The sequence below is a fragment of the Variovorax sp. CF313 genome (genome assembly GCF_000282635.1).
Lineage (GTDB): Bacteria > Pseudomonadota > Gammaproteobacteria > Burkholderiales > Burkholderiaceae_C > Variovorax.
Window position 1 is genome coordinate 1 of sequence record NZ_AKIW01000094.1, and the last position, 15,923, is coordinate 15,923.

At 66.8% G+C, this 15,923-nt stretch carries 17 protein-coding genes and 1 pseudogene; 15 read left to right on the plus strand and 3 right to left on the minus strand.

The genetic code is table 11. The annotated features are described in order from the left end of the window. Window positions 1-128: pseudogene (locus PMI12_RS22175) on the minus strand (superoxide dismutase [Fe]); the annotation flags it as partial. A 50-nt stretch (window positions 129-178) separates the two neighbouring features. Beyond that, window positions 179-1,492, minus strand: a complete 1,314-nt coding sequence (gene xseA / locus PMI12_RS22180; RefSeq protein WP_007836931.1) for an exodeoxyribonuclease VII large subunit — start codon at window positions 1,490-1,492, stop codon at window positions 179-181. Window positions 1,493-1,807: 315 nt separating this feature from the next. On the opposite strand from xseA, the gene PMI12_RS22185 reads away from it, so the two are divergent. The 6 genes from PMI12_RS22185 to adk all read left to right on the plus strand — a co-directional run bounded on the left by PMI12_RS22185 (window position 1,808) and on the right by adk (window position 5,721). Then, complete coding sequence (locus tag PMI12_RS22185) at window positions 1,808-2,440, plus strand: MotA/TolQ/ExbB proton channel family protein (RefSeq protein WP_042674017.1); 633 nt, start codon at window positions 1,808-1,810, stop codon at window positions 2,438-2,440. Window positions 2,441-2,540: 100 nt separating this feature from the next. Further along, a complete protein-coding gene (locus tag PMI12_RS22190) occupies window positions 2,541-2,966 on the plus strand; it encodes an ExbD/TolR family protein (protein ID WP_042674034.1) in 426 nt (141 codons plus the stop codon). After that, a complete protein-coding gene (gene lpxK / locus PMI12_RS22195; RefSeq protein WP_007836934.1) occupies window positions 2,967-3,998 on the plus strand; it encodes a tetraacyldisaccharide 4'-kinase in 1,032 nt (343 codons plus the stop codon). Beyond that, window positions 3,979-4,161, plus strand: a complete 183-nt coding sequence (locus tag PMI12_RS22200) for a Trm112 family protein (RefSeq protein WP_007836935.1) — start codon at window positions 3,979-3,981, stop codon at window positions 4,159-4,161. The genes lpxK and PMI12_RS22200 overlap by 20 nt, the downstream gene beginning before the upstream one ends. Further along, window positions 4,158-4,931, plus strand: coding sequence for a 3-deoxy-manno-octulosonate cytidylyltransferase (kdsB, locus tag PMI12_RS22205; protein WP_042674019.1), 774 nt, complete (start codon window positions 4,158-4,160; stop codon window positions 4,929-4,931). Before PMI12_RS22200 ends, kdsB begins: the two co-directional genes overlap by 4 nt. Window positions 4,932-5,064: 133 nt before the next feature. Continuing rightward, a complete protein-coding gene (gene adk / locus PMI12_RS22210; RefSeq protein WP_007836937.1) occupies window positions 5,065-5,721 on the plus strand; it encodes an adenylate kinase in 657 nt (218 codons plus the stop codon). 36 nt (window positions 5,722-5,757) lie between these two features. Here the strand turns inward: adk and PMI12_RS22215 are convergent, their stop codons facing one another. Continuing rightward, window positions 5,758-6,723, minus strand: coding sequence for an asparaginase (locus tag PMI12_RS22215; protein ID WP_007836938.1), 966 nt, complete (start codon window positions 6,721-6,723; stop codon window positions 5,758-5,760). A 73-nt stretch (window positions 6,724-6,796) separates the two neighbouring features. Here PMI12_RS22215 and lexA point away from each other — a divergent pair, with 73 nt between their 5' ends. From lexA to PMI12_RS22260, 9 genes are all read left to right on the plus strand, one after another. Then, window positions 6,797-7,480, plus strand: coding sequence for a transcriptional repressor LexA (lexA, locus tag PMI12_RS22220; RefSeq protein ID WP_007836939.1), 684 nt, complete (start codon window positions 6,797-6,799; stop codon window positions 7,478-7,480). Between the two features lie 138 nt (window positions 7,481-7,618). Next, window positions 7,619-7,996 (plus strand): hypothetical protein, encoded by a 378-nt coding sequence (locus tag PMI12_RS22225; RefSeq protein WP_007836940.1) that lies wholly within the window; start codon window positions 7,619-7,621, stop codon window positions 7,994-7,996. Window positions 7,997-8,085: 89 nt separating this feature from the next. Next, window positions 8,086-9,093 (plus strand): D-2-hydroxyacid dehydrogenase family protein, encoded by a 1,008-nt coding sequence (locus tag PMI12_RS22230; RefSeq protein WP_007836951.1) that lies wholly within the window; start codon window positions 8,086-8,088, stop codon window positions 9,091-9,093. After that, window positions 9,090-10,247 (plus strand): MFS transporter, encoded by a 1,158-nt coding sequence (locus PMI12_RS22235; protein ID WP_007836952.1) that lies wholly within the window; start codon window positions 9,090-9,092, stop codon window positions 10,245-10,247. The genes PMI12_RS22230 and PMI12_RS22235 overlap by 4 nt, the downstream gene beginning before the upstream one ends. 85 nt (window positions 10,248-10,332) lie before the next feature. After that, the gene (locus PMI12_RS22240; RefSeq protein WP_007836953.1) at window positions 10,333-11,853 is read left to right on the plus strand and encodes a 3-hydroxyacyl-CoA dehydrogenase; all 1,521 of its coding nucleotides are present in this window, start codon (window positions 10,333-10,335) and stop codon (window positions 11,851-11,853) included. A 6-nt stretch (window positions 11,854-11,859) separates the two neighbouring features. After that, window positions 11,860-12,639, plus strand: coding sequence for an oxepin-CoA hydrolase, alternative type (locus PMI12_RS22245; RefSeq protein ID WP_007836954.1), 780 nt, complete (start codon window positions 11,860-11,862; stop codon window positions 12,637-12,639). 61 nt (window positions 12,640-12,700) lie between these two features. Then, the gene (locus PMI12_RS22250; protein WP_007836955.1) at window positions 12,701-13,420 is read left to right on the plus strand and encodes a Crp/Fnr family transcriptional regulator; all 720 of its coding nucleotides are present in this window, start codon (window positions 12,701-12,703) and stop codon (window positions 13,418-13,420) included. 16 nt (window positions 13,421-13,436) lie between these two features. Beyond that, window positions 13,437-14,543, plus strand: coding sequence for a phosphotransferase (locus PMI12_RS22255; RefSeq protein WP_007836956.1), 1,107 nt, complete (start codon window positions 13,437-13,439; stop codon window positions 14,541-14,543). A 28-nt stretch (window positions 14,544-14,571) separates the two neighbouring features. Further along, window positions 14,572-15,846: an acyl-CoA dehydrogenase family protein gene (locus PMI12_RS22260; RefSeq protein WP_007836957.1), complete on the plus strand. Its 1,275-nt coding sequence runs from the start codon at window positions 14,572-14,574 to the stop codon at window positions 15,844-15,846. Window positions 15,847-15,923 lie beyond the last annotated feature (77 nt).

A 15,923-nucleotide genomic window follows, 5' to 3' on the forward strand; every position in this document is an offset into this window, starting at 1 on the left:
TGCAGGTTGTTGAGGTTCACCACGTAGGCGTTGTGATGCTTGCCGTAGTGGTATTCGAGGGTTTCCTTCGAATACTCGGGCGCCAGTGCGTCGAGGGCGTAAGGCAGGGGTGGGAGCACATGTTCCATGATTTTTTTCTCGCGGGTTGGTTGTAGGAATCAGCGATTCTAGGAAGTAATTAGCGAGGCAGCGTCGGACGTGTGCCCGTTGCATCGCCCGGCGTGACGGTCAGGTCGACTTCGCCATCAGCAAGCCGCGCCTTGACGGCGTCGCCCGCCGCCAGTTGCGTTGCGCTGACGATCGCATGACCGTCTGTGTCGGTCAGCCACGCATAGCCGCGTTGCAAGACCAGGGCCGGGTCGAGCAGCCGCAAACGCAAGGCCATGCGTTCCAGGCGCTCGCGACGCTGAACCAGTGCACGCCCCAGCCGCAAGGGAAAGTCGGCCGCGATCGACCGCGGCGTCTGCGACAGGCGCTCCCGTCTCGACAGCACCGCATACCGCAGGCGCTGCGCATGATGCGCCAATCGGAGCTGCTGCCGCGCCACGAGGTTCGAGGGGCGGCCCAGGCGTCCCGCGGCTTGGTCGATGCGCTGCCCGAGCGCGTCGAGGCGCCCATCCAGAGCATCGCCGAGCCGCTCGTCGAGCAGATCGAGTGCACCGAGCCACAAGTCGCGCGGCGCGCTCACCAGTTCTGCCGCGGCCGTGGGCGTGGGCGCGCGCAGGTCGGCGCAGAAATCGGCGATGGTGAAGTCGGTTTCGTGGCCCACGCCGCTGATCAGCGGCACCGGGCTCTGCACGATGGTGCGCGCCAGCGTCTCGTCGTTGAAAGCCCAAAGGTCTTCGATGGAGCCACCGCCACGCACCAGCAGGATCACGTCGACGGCAGGTTCGAGGCGGTAGAGCGACTGCAACGCCCGCACCAGCTCGGCTGGTGCGCCGACTCCCTGCACTGCCGCCGGTGCGAGCACGACCGGGATGTGCGGAACACGCCTTCGCAGCGCCGTCACTACATCGTGCAAGGCCGCCGCGCCCAACGACGTGACGATGCCGACCGCCCGCGGCATGGCCGGCAACGCCCGCTTGCGCGCTGGATCGAACAGGCCTTCGGCTTCCAGGCGTGCCTTGCGCTGCATGAACTGCTCGAACAGGGCGCCCTGCCCGGCCCGCCGCAAGCTCTCGACCACCAGTTGCAGATCGCCGCGAGGCTCATACACCGCAAGGCGCCCACGCACTTCGACCTGATCGCCATCGCGCGGCGAAAAGTCGAGCAAACCGGCAGCGCGGCGGAACATCGCGCAGCGCAGCTGGCCGGACTCGTCCTTAAGCGAGAAGTAACAATGTCCGCTTGAGGCTCGCGAGAAGCCGGAAATTTCGCCCCGCACCGCGACCGGATTGAAGCGCGCGTCGAGTGCGTCGGCCACCGCCCGGCACAACGCGCCGACGGCCCAGACGCGCGGCCCCGGCGCGGAGTTCGATTCACGCAAGTTCACAGAATGCACGCTCGGCCAGATGCCACTCGTCCACAACAGGCCGCATGCGGCCCCGCGTCAGCCCCTGGAGCGAGGCAAACGCACGGTTTCTCGTGCAAGCCGTTGATTTCATTAAAAAAAGTGCTGCTCAAAATTCAGTCGATCTAGCAGAAAGGCCGCCCCATGCGGGCCCGGACGAGTTGCGTAGCAGGTTAATCACAAAGTTATCCACAGAATCTGTGCGTCCTTGCCGACACAAAAACAAGGTGCGTGCCGATGGTGGGCTCAGTGGATAATCGCCGCGCATTTGCAGTCTACGGGCCGGAGGATTTTTTCTTGTTTTCCATCATAGTTGCCGCGGGTTGGCCAATCTGGCCCTTGCTCGCTTGTTCGGTCATTGCGCTCGCGCTGGTTATAGAACGTTTCACGAGTCTGAAGACCGTGAGGGTACTTCCGCCGAAGCTGCTCGACGAAACCATCACCGTGTCGCACGGGGCCATTCCCGGCCCGGACATCGTGACCAAACTTGAACGCAACTCGATGCTCGGCCAGGTGCTGGCCGCCGGCCTGCGTGCGCTGAACGCCAACCCGCGCTGTACCGAAGACGATCTGCGTGCCGCCATGGAGGCCTCGGGCCGCACGGTGGCGCACAAGCTGGAGCGCTACCTGCCGGCGCTGGCCACCATCGCCTCGGCAGCCCCGCTGCTGGGGTTGCTGGGCACGGTGATCGGCATGATCGAGATTTTCGGCTCGCAGTCGCCGGGCAGCGGCGCTGTCGGCTCGGGCAACCCTGCCCAGCTGGCGCACGGCATCTCGATCGCGCTCTACAACACGGCCTTCGGCCTGATCGTGGCCATTCCGACGCTGATCTTCTGGCGCTACTTCCGCAGCCGCGTCGACGAATACCTGCTGAACCTCGAACTGTCCGGCGAGCGCTTCGCCCGCCACCTGAACGCGCTGCGCAAATGATGACCCCCACGCTTGCCACTGCGTGTGCTGCGCTGCCCCCCGAGGGGGCCGCCGCCTCCTTGGGGCGGCCCGGCGGAGGCTTGTCATGACCCGCGCCCGCATGCAGTTCCGCCATGGTGCGCGCGACGAGCCGGAGATCAACCTGATCCCGTTCATCGACGTGCTGCTGGTGATCCTCATCTTCCTGATGCTGTCGACCACCTACAGCAAGTTCACCGAAATGCAGCTGAGGTTGCCGACGGCAGACGTCGACGCGCAGCGTGACTATCCGAAGGAAGTGATCGTGGCGGTGTCGGCCGACGGCCGCTACTCGATCAACAAGAGCCCGGTGGCCGACCGCAGCGTGGAAACCGTGACGGCAGCCCTCGCCGCCGCGGCCACCGGCGGCAAGGACAGCGTGGTGATCATCAGCGCCGACGCGACCAGCCCGCACCAGGCCGTGGTGACGGTGATGGAGGCCGCGCGCCGCGCCGGCATGATGCAGATCACCTTCGCCGCCCAGTCGACGGCACAAGCCGGGCACTGAGTGCCTTCCGACGGCCGCAGCAGCAGCAAGGCGGGTTCGCCGTCCGCCTCGCGGCTGCAGCGTGCCTGGCTGCGCCGAGGCCCGCTGGCTTGCCTGCTGTGGCCATTGTCGTTGCTATATGCCGCGCTCTTCGCGGTGCGGGGCTGGCTCTATCGGCTGGGATGGCTGCGGACCGAGCGGGTGCCCGTCCCGGTGATCGTGGTCGGCAACGTGATCGCGGGTGGAGCGGGGAAAACACCGGTCGTGATGGCCGTCGTCCAGCATCTGCAGGCGCGAGGACTGACGGTCGGCGTGGTGTCGCGCGGCTACGGCCGGCGCACCGACGATTGCCGCGAGGTGCTCGGCGACAGCGATCCACAGGATGTCGGCGACGAACCTGCGCTGATTCACCATGCCACGAAGGCGCCGGTGTTCGTGGCGCGCAAACGCATCGATGCGGCGCGCGCCCTGCTCGCCAGCCACCCGGCCACGCAGGTCGTCGTGAGCGACGACGGCCTGCAGCATCTGGCACTGGGTCGCGATATCGAGATCTGCGTGTTCGACGACCGCGGCATCGGCAACGGCTGGCGACTGCCTGCAGGCCCGTTGCGCGAAGCCTGGCCGCGGCCATGCGATCTGGTGTTGCACAGCGGCGCACGGCCCGCGTTCGCCGGCGGCTACACCGCTACCCGCGCGCTCGCATACGACGCCTTGACCGGCGGCGGACAACGCGTGCCCCTGGCAACCCTTGCAGGCCGGCCCCTGGTGGCACTGGCAGCCATTGCGCGGCCGGAGGCCTTCTTCGACATGCTGCGCGCACGCGGCCTGATGCTCGCCGAAACCATCGCACTGCCCGACCACTTTGACTTCGGGAGTTGGCAGCGCCCTGCCGCCACCGAACGCACCATCGTCTGCACGGAAAAAGATGCCGTCAAGGTGTGGCGCAAGGCGCCCGATGCGCTGGCAGTGCCATTGCACTTCGCGCCCTCGCCGGAATTCTTCACCGCACTCGACGCAAAGCTATCATCGCTCGATGGATACCAAGCTGCTTGAACTGCTCGTCTGCCCCGTCACCAAGGGTCCGCTAACCTGGAACCCCGAGAAGCAGGAGCTCTGCTCGCGCAGCGCGCGCCTCGCCTATCCGGTGCGCGACGGCATTCCAGTGCTGCTCGAGAACGAAGCGCGCACGCTCTCCGACGAAGAGCTCGGGCTGTGAGCTTCACCGTTCTGGTGCCGGCGCGCCTGGCGTCGACACGGCTTCCCAACAAACCGCTGGCCGACATCGCTGGCTTGCCTATGGTGGTGCGCGTGGCGCAGCGCGCCGGCGAATCCAGCGCGGCGCGCGTGGTGGTCGCCGGCGACGATCCTTCGATCGTTGCGGCGTGCAAGGCGCACGGCGTCGAAGCCATCCTGACGCGCCAGGACCACCCCAGCGGCACCGACCGGCTGGCCGAAGCCTGTGAGCAGCTTGGCCTGGACGGCGACGACATCGTTGTCAACGTACAGGGCGACGAGCCACTGATCGATCCCGCGCTGATCGACGCCGTGGCATCAACGCTGGCCACCCATGCGGAAGCAGCGATGAGCACAGCGGCCCACGAGATCGACTCGATCGGCGACTTCATGAACCCCAACGTGGTGAAGGCCGTGCTCGACACGCAAGGCAACGCCATGTACTTCAGCCGCGCACCGATCCCGTGGTGGCGCGACGGCTCCGCAAACGGCGCGCCCCCCGCGGTGCTGCCCACGCCCGCCCCGCTGCGCCACATCGGCATCTACGGCTATCGCGCGGGCTTCGTGCGGAAGTTTCCGTCGCTGCCGCCGGCGCCTGTCGAGGCCACCGAAGCACTCGAACAGCTGCGCGCGCTATGGCACGGCCATCGCATCGCGGTGCATGTGAGCCATGTCGCCCCCGGACCGGGCATCGACACGCCCGAAGATCTGGCGCGCGTGCGTGCCGTCTTTGCCGCCGCGCCCCCCGCCTGAGACGCTCTGCAGCCTGCCCGGCAGCGGAAATTCTTCGCGGGCACGCGTGCTATCCTCGAAGCAACTCCGCCTAGCCCAGCCCTGGGGCCGACGCTTGGTGCGACACAAAATCCAAGAACCGTCCGAGGAAACCATGAGACTAATTTTGCTGGGCGCGCCCGGGGCGGGCAAAGGCACGCAAGCGGCTTTCATCTGCCAGAAATACAGCATCCCCCAAATCTCGACCGGCGACATGCTGCGCGCCGCCGTCAAGGCCGGCACGCCGCTCGGCCTGCAGGCCAAGGCCGTCATGGACGCCGGCGCACTGGTCAGCGATGACCTGATCATCAATCTCGTGAAGGAACGCATTGCGCAACCCGATTGCGCCGGCGGCTTCCTGTTCGACGGCTTCCCCCGCACCATTCCCCAGGCCGATGCCATGAAGGCAGCGGGCGTCAAGCTCGACTACGTGCTCGAGATCGACGTGCCCTTCAGCGACATCATCGAACGCATGAGCGGCCGCCGTTCGCACCCGGCCTCGGGCCGCACCTATCACGTCAAGTTCAATCCGCCCAAGGTTGAAGGCAAGGACGACGTGACCGGCGAGGAACTGATTCAGCGCGAGGATGACAAGGAAGAAACCGTGCGCAAACGGCTCGACGTGTACAGCCAGCAGACGCGTCCGCTGGTCGACTACTACTCGGCCTGGGCCGAGGCCGACCCGGCCGCCGCCCCGAAATACCGCGCCATCAAGGGTGTGGGCACGGTGGACGAGATCACGCAACGTGCATTGGCTGCCCTGAACAGCTGATCCTCCCAACCGCCCCTGTACGGGGCGGTTTTGCTTTCACCCCAGCAGTTCCAGGATCAGCGCGATGCGCGCTTTCACGGGCGTCAATGCGCCAGCATCGCGCAGCTCGTCCCCGGCCTTCGGCAGGATGCGCCCGTTGGCGCAACGCGTGGCGCGAACAACCGCAACGCCTGCGTCCTGCGCCTTGAGCGCAGCCGCTTCCAGCGCGTGGTGCAGGGTGCCGTTGCCAGTGGCGGCAAGCACCAGTCCTCGCACGGGATCGGCACCGCCGAACTGCAGCAGCGCATCGATCACAGCACCGCTGGCGCCGGCATGGCTCATGACGATCTCGACGCGGGGCCACTGAACCGCAGCCTCCAGGAAGACCTTCGACGCGTGTGATGCAGCGCCTTCCGGCCAAGACCGGACAAGGCGAACCTCCCCTTCCTCGACATAACCGACGGGCCCAGCATCGCCTGAAGCAAAGGCGTCAGGCCGATAGGTGTGCACCTTCTGGATGTCGATGCCGCTGTGGATCGTGCCGGCGCACACCACCGCTACGCCTCGCGCGCCCTGCGTCGCGGCAACGCTGATGGCGTCGCGCACGTTCTGTGGTCCGTCGGGCGCCAGCGCGGTCGCCGGGCGCATCGCGCAGGTCAGTACCACGGGCTTGGAGGGCGCCAGCACCGAGTGCAGGAAGAATGCGGTCTCTTCGAGCGTGTCGGTGCCGTGCGTGATCACGACGCCTGCCACGTCGGCCTGCGCCAGCCAGTGCGCACTGCGCCGGGCCAGTTGCTGCCAGATGGCGAACGACATGTCCTTGCTGTCCACCTGCGCGACCTGCTCCGCTTCCAGCAACACGCCCTCAGGCGCCTCGATGCCGCCCAACAGGTCGGCCACGCCGACCTGTCCCGCGGTGTAGCCGATGTTGTCGCCGCTGCTGGCGGCCCGGCCGGCAATGGTGCCGCCCGTGCCCAAAACCACGACACGGCGGCGCGATTCAGGCGAAGAGGAATTGACCATAGCTTGTCAACTTTTAAAAACTGGTTAAAAATACAGCTACTGGATATCTAGCCAGTGCCGCAAGGAACCACATATGCAGTTCGCCGTGAAGCTTACAGCCCGCCAGCAGCAGATCCTGGACCTGATCCAGAGCGCCATAGCACGCACCGGTGCGCCGCCCACGCGCGCCGAAATAGCCACCGAGCTCGGGTTCAAGTCGGCCAACGCCGCCGAAGAGCATTTGCAGGCGCTGGCGCGCAAGGGCGTCATCGAGCTCGTGAGCGGCACCTCGCGCGGCATCCGCCTCAAGGGCGACGCCCTGCGTTCGCTCAATGAAACACGCCACCGCGAAGGTGGTCAGTTCTCGCTCTCGCTGCCCGGCATGGCCCAACTGGCATTGCCGCTCATCGGCCGCGTCGCAGCCGGCTCGCCCATCCTCGCGCAGGAGCACGTCGACCAGACCTACTACGTCGAGAACACGCTGTTCCAGCGCCAGCCCGACTACCTGCTCAAGGTGCGCGGCATGTCGATGCGCGACGCCGGCATCATGGACGGCGACCTGCTCGCGGTGCAGGCCACCAAGGAAGCGCGCAATGGCCAGATCGTGGTTGCGCGCCTGGGCGACGAAGTGACCGTCAAGCGCCTGAAGCGCAACAAGCAGGTCATCGAGCTGCACGCCGAGAACCCCGACTACCCGACCATCATCGTCCAGCCCGGCGAGCCCTTCGAAATCGAAGGCCTCGCAGTCGGGCTCATCCGCAACACCATGCTGATGTAGGCCCCGCGGCCTGCTTTTTGCAGCACCCCATCCGGCAGCGACAGGTGGCGGGCGTATGGCGAAGAGTCGCCATCACCCTGTCGCAGCCGACTCAAGAAATCCTGCCTGTGTTCAACCTCATACTTTTTTGGAGTTCACATGGGAATCGCCCTCCTCGCCATCGCTGATTTCTGGATGCCGCTGCAATCGCTGGCCAGCCGCCTGATGCCGGCACACCGTCCTCGCCGCAGGGATCGCCTCGACGCTGCCGAATCCTCGACCGGACTTCGCTACGTGGCGGTGCGCCCTGCCTGCACCGCCCGCGCCGGCGGCGGTGCAACACCCACAGCAGCCAGCGCCGCGCCGGCGCGTCCGTTGCGCGTGGTTCGCGTGGTCGACGGCATGGGCCAGCAGCGCAGCAACCGCGTCGTGATCTCGGGCCGCATGGCCGATGTCTGCGCCGAACTCGACCGGCTGGCCGCACTCGAAACCGCCGAGACCGCGGCCGCGGCCCCTCGTTCGACCCGCCTTCACTGAGCCAGAACACCCCTGCGAGCGGCTGTGGGGTGGGTATCCAAACGTTCACTGGCACGACATTCCAATGCTGCGAGGCACAATGACACGCCATGAACATTGTGATCCTCGACGATTACCAGGACGCCGTGCGCAAACTGCGCTGCGCCGCCAAGCTGGACGCGTACGCGGCCAAGGTCTATACCAATACGGTGAAGGGTATCGGGCAGCTTTCGGTTCGCCTCAAGGATGCCGACGTGATCGTGCTGATCCGCGAGCGCACCCAGATCTCGCGCCAGCTGATCGAAAAGCTGCCGAAGCTCAAGCTCATCTCGCAGACGGGGCGTGTCGCCGGGCACATCGACGTTACTGCCTGCACGGAACGTGGCGTCGCGGTTGCGGAGGGCTCGGGCTCGCCGCAGGCGCCTGCCGAGCTCACCTGGGCGCTCATCATGGCCGCCATGCGCCGGCTGCCGCAGTACATCAGCAACCTCAAGCACGGCGCGTGGCAGCAGTCGGGGCTCAAGTCGGCCTCGATGCCGCCCAACTTCGGGATCGGCTCGGTGCTCAAGGGCAAGACGCTGTGCATCTGGGGTTATGGCCGCATCGGCCAACTGGTGGCGCGCTATGGACAGGCTTTCGGGATGCAGGTCGTGATCTGGGGCCGTGAAGCCAGTTGCGCCAAGGCCCGCTCCGACGGCTTCCAGGTCGCACAGAACCGCCACGAGTTCTTTGCCGCGGCCGACGTGCTGTCGGTGCATCTGCGGCTCAACGAAGAGACCAACGGCCTCATCACGCTGGAAGATCTCTCGCGCATGAAGCCGACGGCGCTGTTCGTCAACACTTCGCGCGCCGAACTGGTCGAAGCCGACGCCCTGCTCGCCGCGCTCAACCGCGGCCGCCCCGGGCTGGCCGCCATCGACGTGTTCGAGAGCGAGCCGCCGCTGCAAGGCCATGCGCTGCTGCGGCTCGAGAACTGCATCTGTACGCCGCACATCGGTTACGTCGAGCAGGAGAGCTACGAGAGCTACTTCGGTCAGGCGTTCGACAACGTGGTGAGCTACATCAACGGCAACCCGACGAACATCGTGAATCCCGGCGCGCTGCAGGTTCGCCGGTGAACCGGCCGGCGCCCCGGGGTGCACTCTGGGCGCTGCTCGCCGGCAATTTCGTGATCGGCACGGGCGTGATGGTGGTGCCCGGCACGCTCAATGAAATCAGCACCTCGCTTTCGGTCACGGCCGCCACCGCGGGCCAGCTGATCACGGCCGCAGCGGCAGTGATGTGCGTCGGCGCACCGCTGCTGGCTGCGGCGGTCGCGGGCTGGGACCGCCGCCAATTGCTGGCGCTCAGCCTGCTCTGGTACGCCGCGGGCCACATCCTCTGCGCGCTGATGCCGAGCTTCGGCGCCCTGCTGCCGGTGCGCATGCTCACTGTGGTCGCTCCAGCCATCTTCACGCCCCAGGCCGCGGCCTGCGCCGGCATGCTGGTGCCGCCGGAGCAGCGCGGACGTGCGGTCACGTTCGTCTTCCTGGGCTGGTCCATGGCCTCGGTGCTGGGCCTGCCCATCGGCGCGCTGATCGGCGGCCACCTGGGCTGGCGCATGGCCTTCCTGGCCATTGCGGCGCTCAGTGTCGCAAGCGCGACAGCGGTCTGGCTCACCTTGCCGAACGGCGTCCGCCCCGCCGCTCTGACCGCCGAAGCATGGTCGCGCGTGCTGCGCAGCCCGGTGCTGATGGGCATCGTTTCGGTCACGGCGCTGCAGGGGGCCGGCCAGTTCGTGCTGTTCAGTTATTTCGGCCCGGTCCTCAAGCAAGGCTTCGGCGCGGACGCCACCACGCTGAGCGTGATGTGGGCGCTGTTCGGCGCCTGCGGGCTGGTCGGCAACATGATGGTCAGCCGCTTCATCGACCGTGTGGGCGCCGGCCGCATGGTGCTGATTACCACCGTGCTGATCGCCTCGAGCCTGCTGCTGTGGCCGCTGGCCTCCACGCTCGCCTGGCTGGCTGTCGTGCTCGTTCCGTGGGGGTTGGGCTGCTTCTCCGCCAACTCAGCCCAGCAGGCCCGTCTGGTGGGTCTGGCGCCGGCCCTCGCACCAGGCTCCGTGGCGCTCAACAGCTCCGGCATCTATACCGGGCAGGCCGTGGGCGCCGCGGTCGGCGGCTGGCTGCTTGCCAACGATGCCGGGGCATGGATGAGCTGGGTCGGTTTTGGCCTGCTGCTGGTCGCCATATCGCTCAGCGTGGCCATCGATCGCAGCCGCCGGGCGGCCTGAAAGCGCGCCCCCGCGTTAAACCCGTCACGCCCCACCCGCACGGGGCTGCAAAATCAGAGTCTTCGTCAGCATCAATCTCCAGCAAATGACAGTGAACTACACCCGAATCGGCGTCATCGGCGCAGGCGCCATGGGTCGCGGCATCGCACAGATCGCCGCCCAGGCAGGCAGCGAAGTGCTGCTGCTCGACAGTTTCGCAGGCGCCGCCGAGCGCGGCCGCGAGGCCCTCGTTGCGCAATGGAACAAGCTGCACGAGAAGAACAAGATCGACGCCGCCACGCGCGATGCCCAGATCGCCCGCGTCAAGGCGATCGACAGCATCCAGGCTCTGGCCGGCTGCGACCTGGTGATCGAAGCGGTCATCGAAGACCTCGAAGTCAAGCGCAAGCTGTTCCGCGAGCTCGAAGGCTCGGTGAGCGAGGCCGCCACGCTGGTCACCAACACCTCGTCGCTCTCGGTGACGGCCATCGCCGCCGGCCTCAAGCACCCGGAGCGCTTCGCGGGCTTCCACTTCTTCAACCCCGTGCCGTTGATGAAGGTGGTCGAGGTGGTCGCGGGCTTCAAGACCGCGCCCGAAGTCTGCAAGCAACTGGCCGGCTACGCGGTGCAGATGGGCCACAGCGCCGTGCAGGCACAGGACACGCCGGGCTTCATCGTCAACCACGCGGGCCGCGGCTATGGCACCGAGGCGCTGCGCATCGTCGGCGAAGGAGTGACCGACTTTGCGACCATCGACCGCATCCTCAAGGACCAGGCGGGCTTTCGCCTGGGACCGTTCGAGCTGCTGGACCTGACGGCTCTCGACGTGTCGCATCCAGTGATGGAGTCGATCTACCACCAGTATTTCGAGGAGCCGCGCTTCCGACCGAGCGTGATCACCGCGCAGCGGCTGGCTGCGGGTGCCCTGGGCCGCAAGACCAACGAAGGCTTCTACCGCTACACCGACGGCGTGATGCAGCAGGCGCCCGAGGCCCCTGCGCCGGTGGTCGAGGGCACGCCTTCGGTCTGGGTGTCTCCGCGCGCAGCACGCCGCGCCGAGCTGCTGCGCCTGGTGAACACGCTGGGCGCGCAGATCGACAGCGGCGCCGCGGCCGCGCCGCACTCGCTGATCCTGGTGGCGCCGCTGGGCTTCGACGTGACCACGGTCGCAGCGGTCGAGCGCCTGGACGCCACGCGCACTGTCGGCATCGACATGCTCATCGACGACGACGCTACCAAGCGCCGCGTACTCGCCACCAACCCTGCGACGCGCCGCGACGTCCGCGATGCCGCACACGCCCTCTTCGCGCGCGATGGCAAGGCCGTGAGCGTGATCCGCGACAGCGGCGGCTTCGTCACGCAACGCGTGATCGGCACCATCGTCAACATCGCCACCGACATGTGCCAGCAGCGCGTGTGCACGCCGGCCGACCTCGAGACCGCGGTGCAGCTGGGACTCGGCTATCCGCGCGGCCCGCTCGCCATGGGCAATCTCTACGGTCCGACCAACATGCTCGAAGTGCTGTTCAACCTGCAGACGGTGTACGGCGATCCGCGCTATCGCCCGAGCCCGTGGCTGCGCCGCCGCGGCGCGTTGGGCCTGAGCTTGCTGCACGAAGAAGAATAGACAGACATGACCGCCGAACTCAAGAGCACGAGCGAAGGCAGCACCATGGTGCTGACGATCGCAAACCCTACCCAGCGCAACGCACTGGGTCCGGAAATCTATGCCGCGGGCATCGAGGCGCTCAACGGCGCCGAGAACAGCGCCGAGATCCGCAGTGTCGTCATCGTGGGCGAAGGTGCATGGTTCTGCGCCGGCGGCTCGCTGCAGCGGCTGCTGGCCAACCGGCAGCTCGACCGCTCGGTGCAGGCCGAGAGCATCGAGGGCCTGCACAACTGGATCGATTCGATCCGCACCTTCCCCAAGCCGGTCATCGCCGCCGTCGAGGGCGCGGCTGCCGGCGCGGGCTTCTCGCTCGCGCTGGCCTGCGACTTCGTAGTGTCCGCGCGCGACGCCGTCTTCGCGGCCTCGTACAGCAACGTGGCGCTGTCGCCCGACGGCGGCCTGAGCTGGCACCTGGGCCGGCAGCTGCCGCGCCAGCTGGCGAGCGAATGGCTCATGAACGGCGAGCGCATCGGCGCCCCGCGCCTGCATGCGCTCGGCCTGGTCAACGAACTCACGGAAAACGGCCAGGCGCTCGCAGGTGCGCTGGCGCTGGCCGCGAAGCTCAATGCACGCGCGCCGAACTCGCTGGCCAGCATCAAGGAACTGCTCAGCGAGGCGCGAGGCGCCACGCTGGCCACGCAGCTCTCGCAGGAGCGCGACCACTTCGTGCGCAACCTGCACCATGCGAACGCAGGCATCGGCATCGCCGCGTTCCTCGAAAAGAAGCCGCCGCAGTACGAGTAACGCCAAACGGCGTCGCTCCCGTGACACCCACCAGCATTCCAGTCGCCGAGAGGACAGACCAATGGACGACCCCATTCTTACCATCGAAGAACGTGAAGCGATCAATAGTGGTCGCTGGTTTTCTTCCCTATCTCCATCGCTACGGCACGACATCCTCCGATGCGCCTTCGTCAAACGCTACAAGGACGGCGACCTGATCGCTGCCCGCGGCGATCCTCCCGAACACTGGATCGCCTGTGCCAAGGGCGCGGTGCGCGTGAGTTCGACGGCCGTCTCCGGCAAGCAGGTGACGCTGACCTACGTGGAGCCGGGCATCTGGTTCGGCGACGTGGCGATGTTCGACGGGGACCGGCGCACGCACGATTCCTACTCGCACGGCGACACCACGATCCTGTGCGTGGCGCGCGCCGACTTCCAGAAGATCCTGGCCTCGCACGTGGAGTTGTACGAGGCGCTGATGCGGCTGCAGGCACGCCGCATCCGCACGCTGTTCGGGCTGGTGGAAGACCTCAACACCCTGCCCCTGCGGGCACGGCTGGCCAAGCAGCTCATTCACCTCGTGCGCAGCTACGGCGTGCCGAACCTGGAAGACGGCAACCAGATGCGCATCGGCCTGCAGCTGGCGCAGGAAGAGCTGGCGCAGCTGCTGGGCGCATCGCGCCAGCGGGTCAACCAGGAACTCAAGACCATGGAGCGCGAGGGCAGCATCCGCATCGAACAGGGTGGCCTGGTCGTGCTGGACCGCGCAGCCTTGAGGCGCATTTCCGAAGCCGAGAACTGAAAAGCCAGACGCAGACATGAGCCAGGACTTCTCCAACTTCATCGGCACCCGTGCCGTCTCGCAACAGCACGCTTTCGACGTCGACGCGCTCGCGGCCTGGCTCGAGAAGAACCTCGAGGGGTTCAAGGGTCCGCTCGCGGTCGAGATGTTCAAGGGCGGCCAGTCGAACCCGACCTACAAGCTCGTCACGCCGTCGCAAAGCTATGTGATGCGCGCCAAGCCGGGTCCGGTCGCCAAGCTGCTGCCCTCGGCCCACGCGGTGGAGCGCGAGTTCAAGGTGATGAGCGGCCTGGCCGGTACCGATGTGCCCGTGCCACGCATGTACTGCCTGTGCGAAGACGAGGCCATCATCGGCCGCGCCTTCTACGTCATGGAGTTCATGCAGGGCCGCGTGCTGTGGGACCAGTCGCTGCCCGGCTTCAGCAATGCCGAACGCGCGGCCCACTACGACGAGATGAACCGCGTCATCGCGGCGCTGCACACGGTCGACTTCGCCGCCCGCGGCCTGGCCGGCTACGGCAAGCCCGGCAACTACTTCGAGCGCCAGATCGGCCGCTGGAGCAAGCAGTACAAGGCCTCGGCCGACGGCACCGGCGAACTCTCCCAGCCCATCGAGGCCATGGAGCGCCTGATCGACTGGCTGCCCGCCCACATGCCGGCGAGCGCGCGCGATGAAAGCAAGGTGTCGATCGTCCATGGCGACTATCGCCTCGACAACGTGATGTTCCACGCCACCGAGCCGCGGATCATCGCGGTGCTCGACTGGGAACTCTCCACGCTGGGCCACCCGCTGGCGGACTTCAGCTACCACTGCATGTCCTGGCACATGCCGCCCACCACGGGCCGCGGCATCGGCGGTGTGGACGTCACCGCGCTGGGGATTCCCACCGAGAGCGAATACATCCGCCGTTATTGCGAACGCACCCGCATCAGCACACCCGAGGCGCTGGCGCCCGACTGGAATTTCTACCAGGCCTACAACCTGTTCCGCATGGCCGCGATCCTGCAAGGCATTGCCAAGCGGGTCGAGGCCGGCACCGCGTCGAGCGAGCAAGCCGTGGCTTCGGCCCGCGGCGCCCGACCCATGGCCGAAATGGCCTGGCAGTTTGCCCAAAAGGCATAAGCCGCCCCACACCCACCAGGAGACGAAGATGGATTTCGAATACTCGGCCAAGACCAAAGACCTGCAGAAACGCGTCCAGGCATTCATGGACGACCACATCTATCCGGCCGAAGCCGAGTACCACGCCGAACTGGCCGCCAACACGGTCGCCGGCAAGCGCTGGTCGGCTCTCAAGACCGTCGAGAAGCTCAAGGAAAAGGCCAAGGCCCAGGGCCTGTGGAACCTGTTCCTGCCGGTCGACAGCGCCGCCGCCTCGGGCTATGAGGGCGCGGGGCTGACCAACCAGGAATACGCCCCGCTGGCCGAGATCATGGGCGCGGTGCCATGGGCGAGCGAAGCCTTCAACTGCTCGGCGCCCGACACCGGCAACATGGAGACCGTCGCGCGCTACGGCTCGGAAGAAATCAAGGCCCGCTGGCTCAAGCCGCTGCTCGAAGGTCAGATTCGCTCGGCCTTCGCGATGACCGAGCCCGAAGTGGCATCGAGCGATGCCACCAACATCGCCACGCGCATCGAACGCCAGGGCGACGAATACGTGATCAACGGTCACAAATGGTGGATTTCGGGTGCGGCCGACCCGCGCTGCGCCGTCTTCATCACCATGGGCAAGAGCGACCCCGATGCGCCGCGCCACTCGCAGCAGAGCATGGTCATCGTGCCGGCCGATGCCAAGGGCATCCGCATCGTGCGCCCGCTGAACGTGATGGGCTACGACGATGCGCCGCACGGCCACGTCGAGATGTACTTCGAGAACGTGCGCGTGCCGGTCAACAACATTCTGCTGGGCGAAGGCCGTGGCTTCGAAATCGCCCAGGGCCGCCTCGGCCCTGGACGCATCCACCACTGCATGCGCCTGATCGGCCTGGCCGAGCGCGCGCTCGAACTGATGTGCAAGCGCGCCTCGTCGCGCGTGGCCTTCGGCAAGACCGTGGCCTCGCAGACCGTGACGCAGGAACGCATCGCCGAAGCCCGCTGCAAGATCGACATGGCTCGCCTGCTCACGCTGAAGGCCGCCTGGCTGATGGACGTGGCCGGCAACAAGGTCGCCAAGAACGAGATCGCCATGATCAAGGTGGTGGCGCCGTCGATGGCCTGCCAGGTGATCGACTGGGCCATGCAGGTCCACGGCGGCGGCGGCATGTGCGACGACTTCCCGCTTGCGGCCGCCTATGCCGGTGCGCGCACGCTGCGCTTTGCGGACGGCCCGGACGAAGTGCACCGCAATGCAATCGCCAAGTGGGAGCTGGGCAAGTACGCCCCGACCAAGGCGGGCGATGCCGAAATGCCGGTAACACGTTTCTGATCTGACTTGCCCCTCTTCCCGGGGGAGAGGGTTGGGGTGAGGGCCGACGGCGACAGGTACGCCTCGGCCCTTTTTCT

Coding starts and splice junctions, on each gene's coding strand:
- PMI12_RS22190 (WP_042674034.1), top strand. CDS start 2,541: ATGCAGTTCCGCCATGGTGCGCGCGACGAGCCGGAGATCAACCTGATC.
- PMI12_RS22200 (WP_007836935.1), top strand. CDS start 3,979: ATGGATACCAAGCTGCTTGAACTGCTCGTCTGCCCCGTCACCAAGGGT.
- adk (WP_007836937.1), top strand. CDS start 5,065: ATGAGACTAATTTTGCTGGGCGCGCCCGGGGCGGGCAAAGGCACGCAA.
- PMI12_RS22215 (WP_007836938.1), bottom strand. CDS start 6,723: ATGGTCAATTCCTCTTCGCCTGAATCGCGCCGCCGTGTCGTGGTTTTG.
- lexA (WP_007836939.1), top strand. CDS start 6,797: ATGCAGTTCGCCGTGAAGCTTACAGCCCGCCAGCAGCAGATCCTGGAC.
- PMI12_RS22225 (WP_007836940.1), top strand. CDS start 7,619: ATGGGAATCGCCCTCCTCGCCATCGCTGATTTCTGGATGCCGCTGCAA.
- PMI12_RS22230 (WP_007836951.1), top strand. CDS start 8,086: ATGAACATTGTGATCCTCGACGATTACCAGGACGCCGTGCGCAAACTG.
- PMI12_RS22240 (WP_007836953.1), top strand. CDS start 10,333: ATGACAGTGAACTACACCCGAATCGGCGTCATCGGCGCAGGCGCCATG.
- PMI12_RS22245 (WP_007836954.1), top strand. CDS start 11,860: ATGACCGCCGAACTCAAGAGCACGAGCGAAGGCAGCACCATGGTGCTG.
- PMI12_RS22250 (WP_007836955.1), top strand. CDS start 12,701: ATGGACGACCCCATTCTTACCATCGAAGAACGTGAAGCGATCAATAGT.
- PMI12_RS22255 (WP_007836956.1), top strand. CDS start 13,437: ATGAGCCAGGACTTCTCCAACTTCATCGGCACCCGTGCCGTCTCGCAA.
- PMI12_RS22260 (WP_007836957.1), top strand. CDS start 14,572: ATGGATTTCGAATACTCGGCCAAGACCAAAGACCTGCAGAAACGCGTC.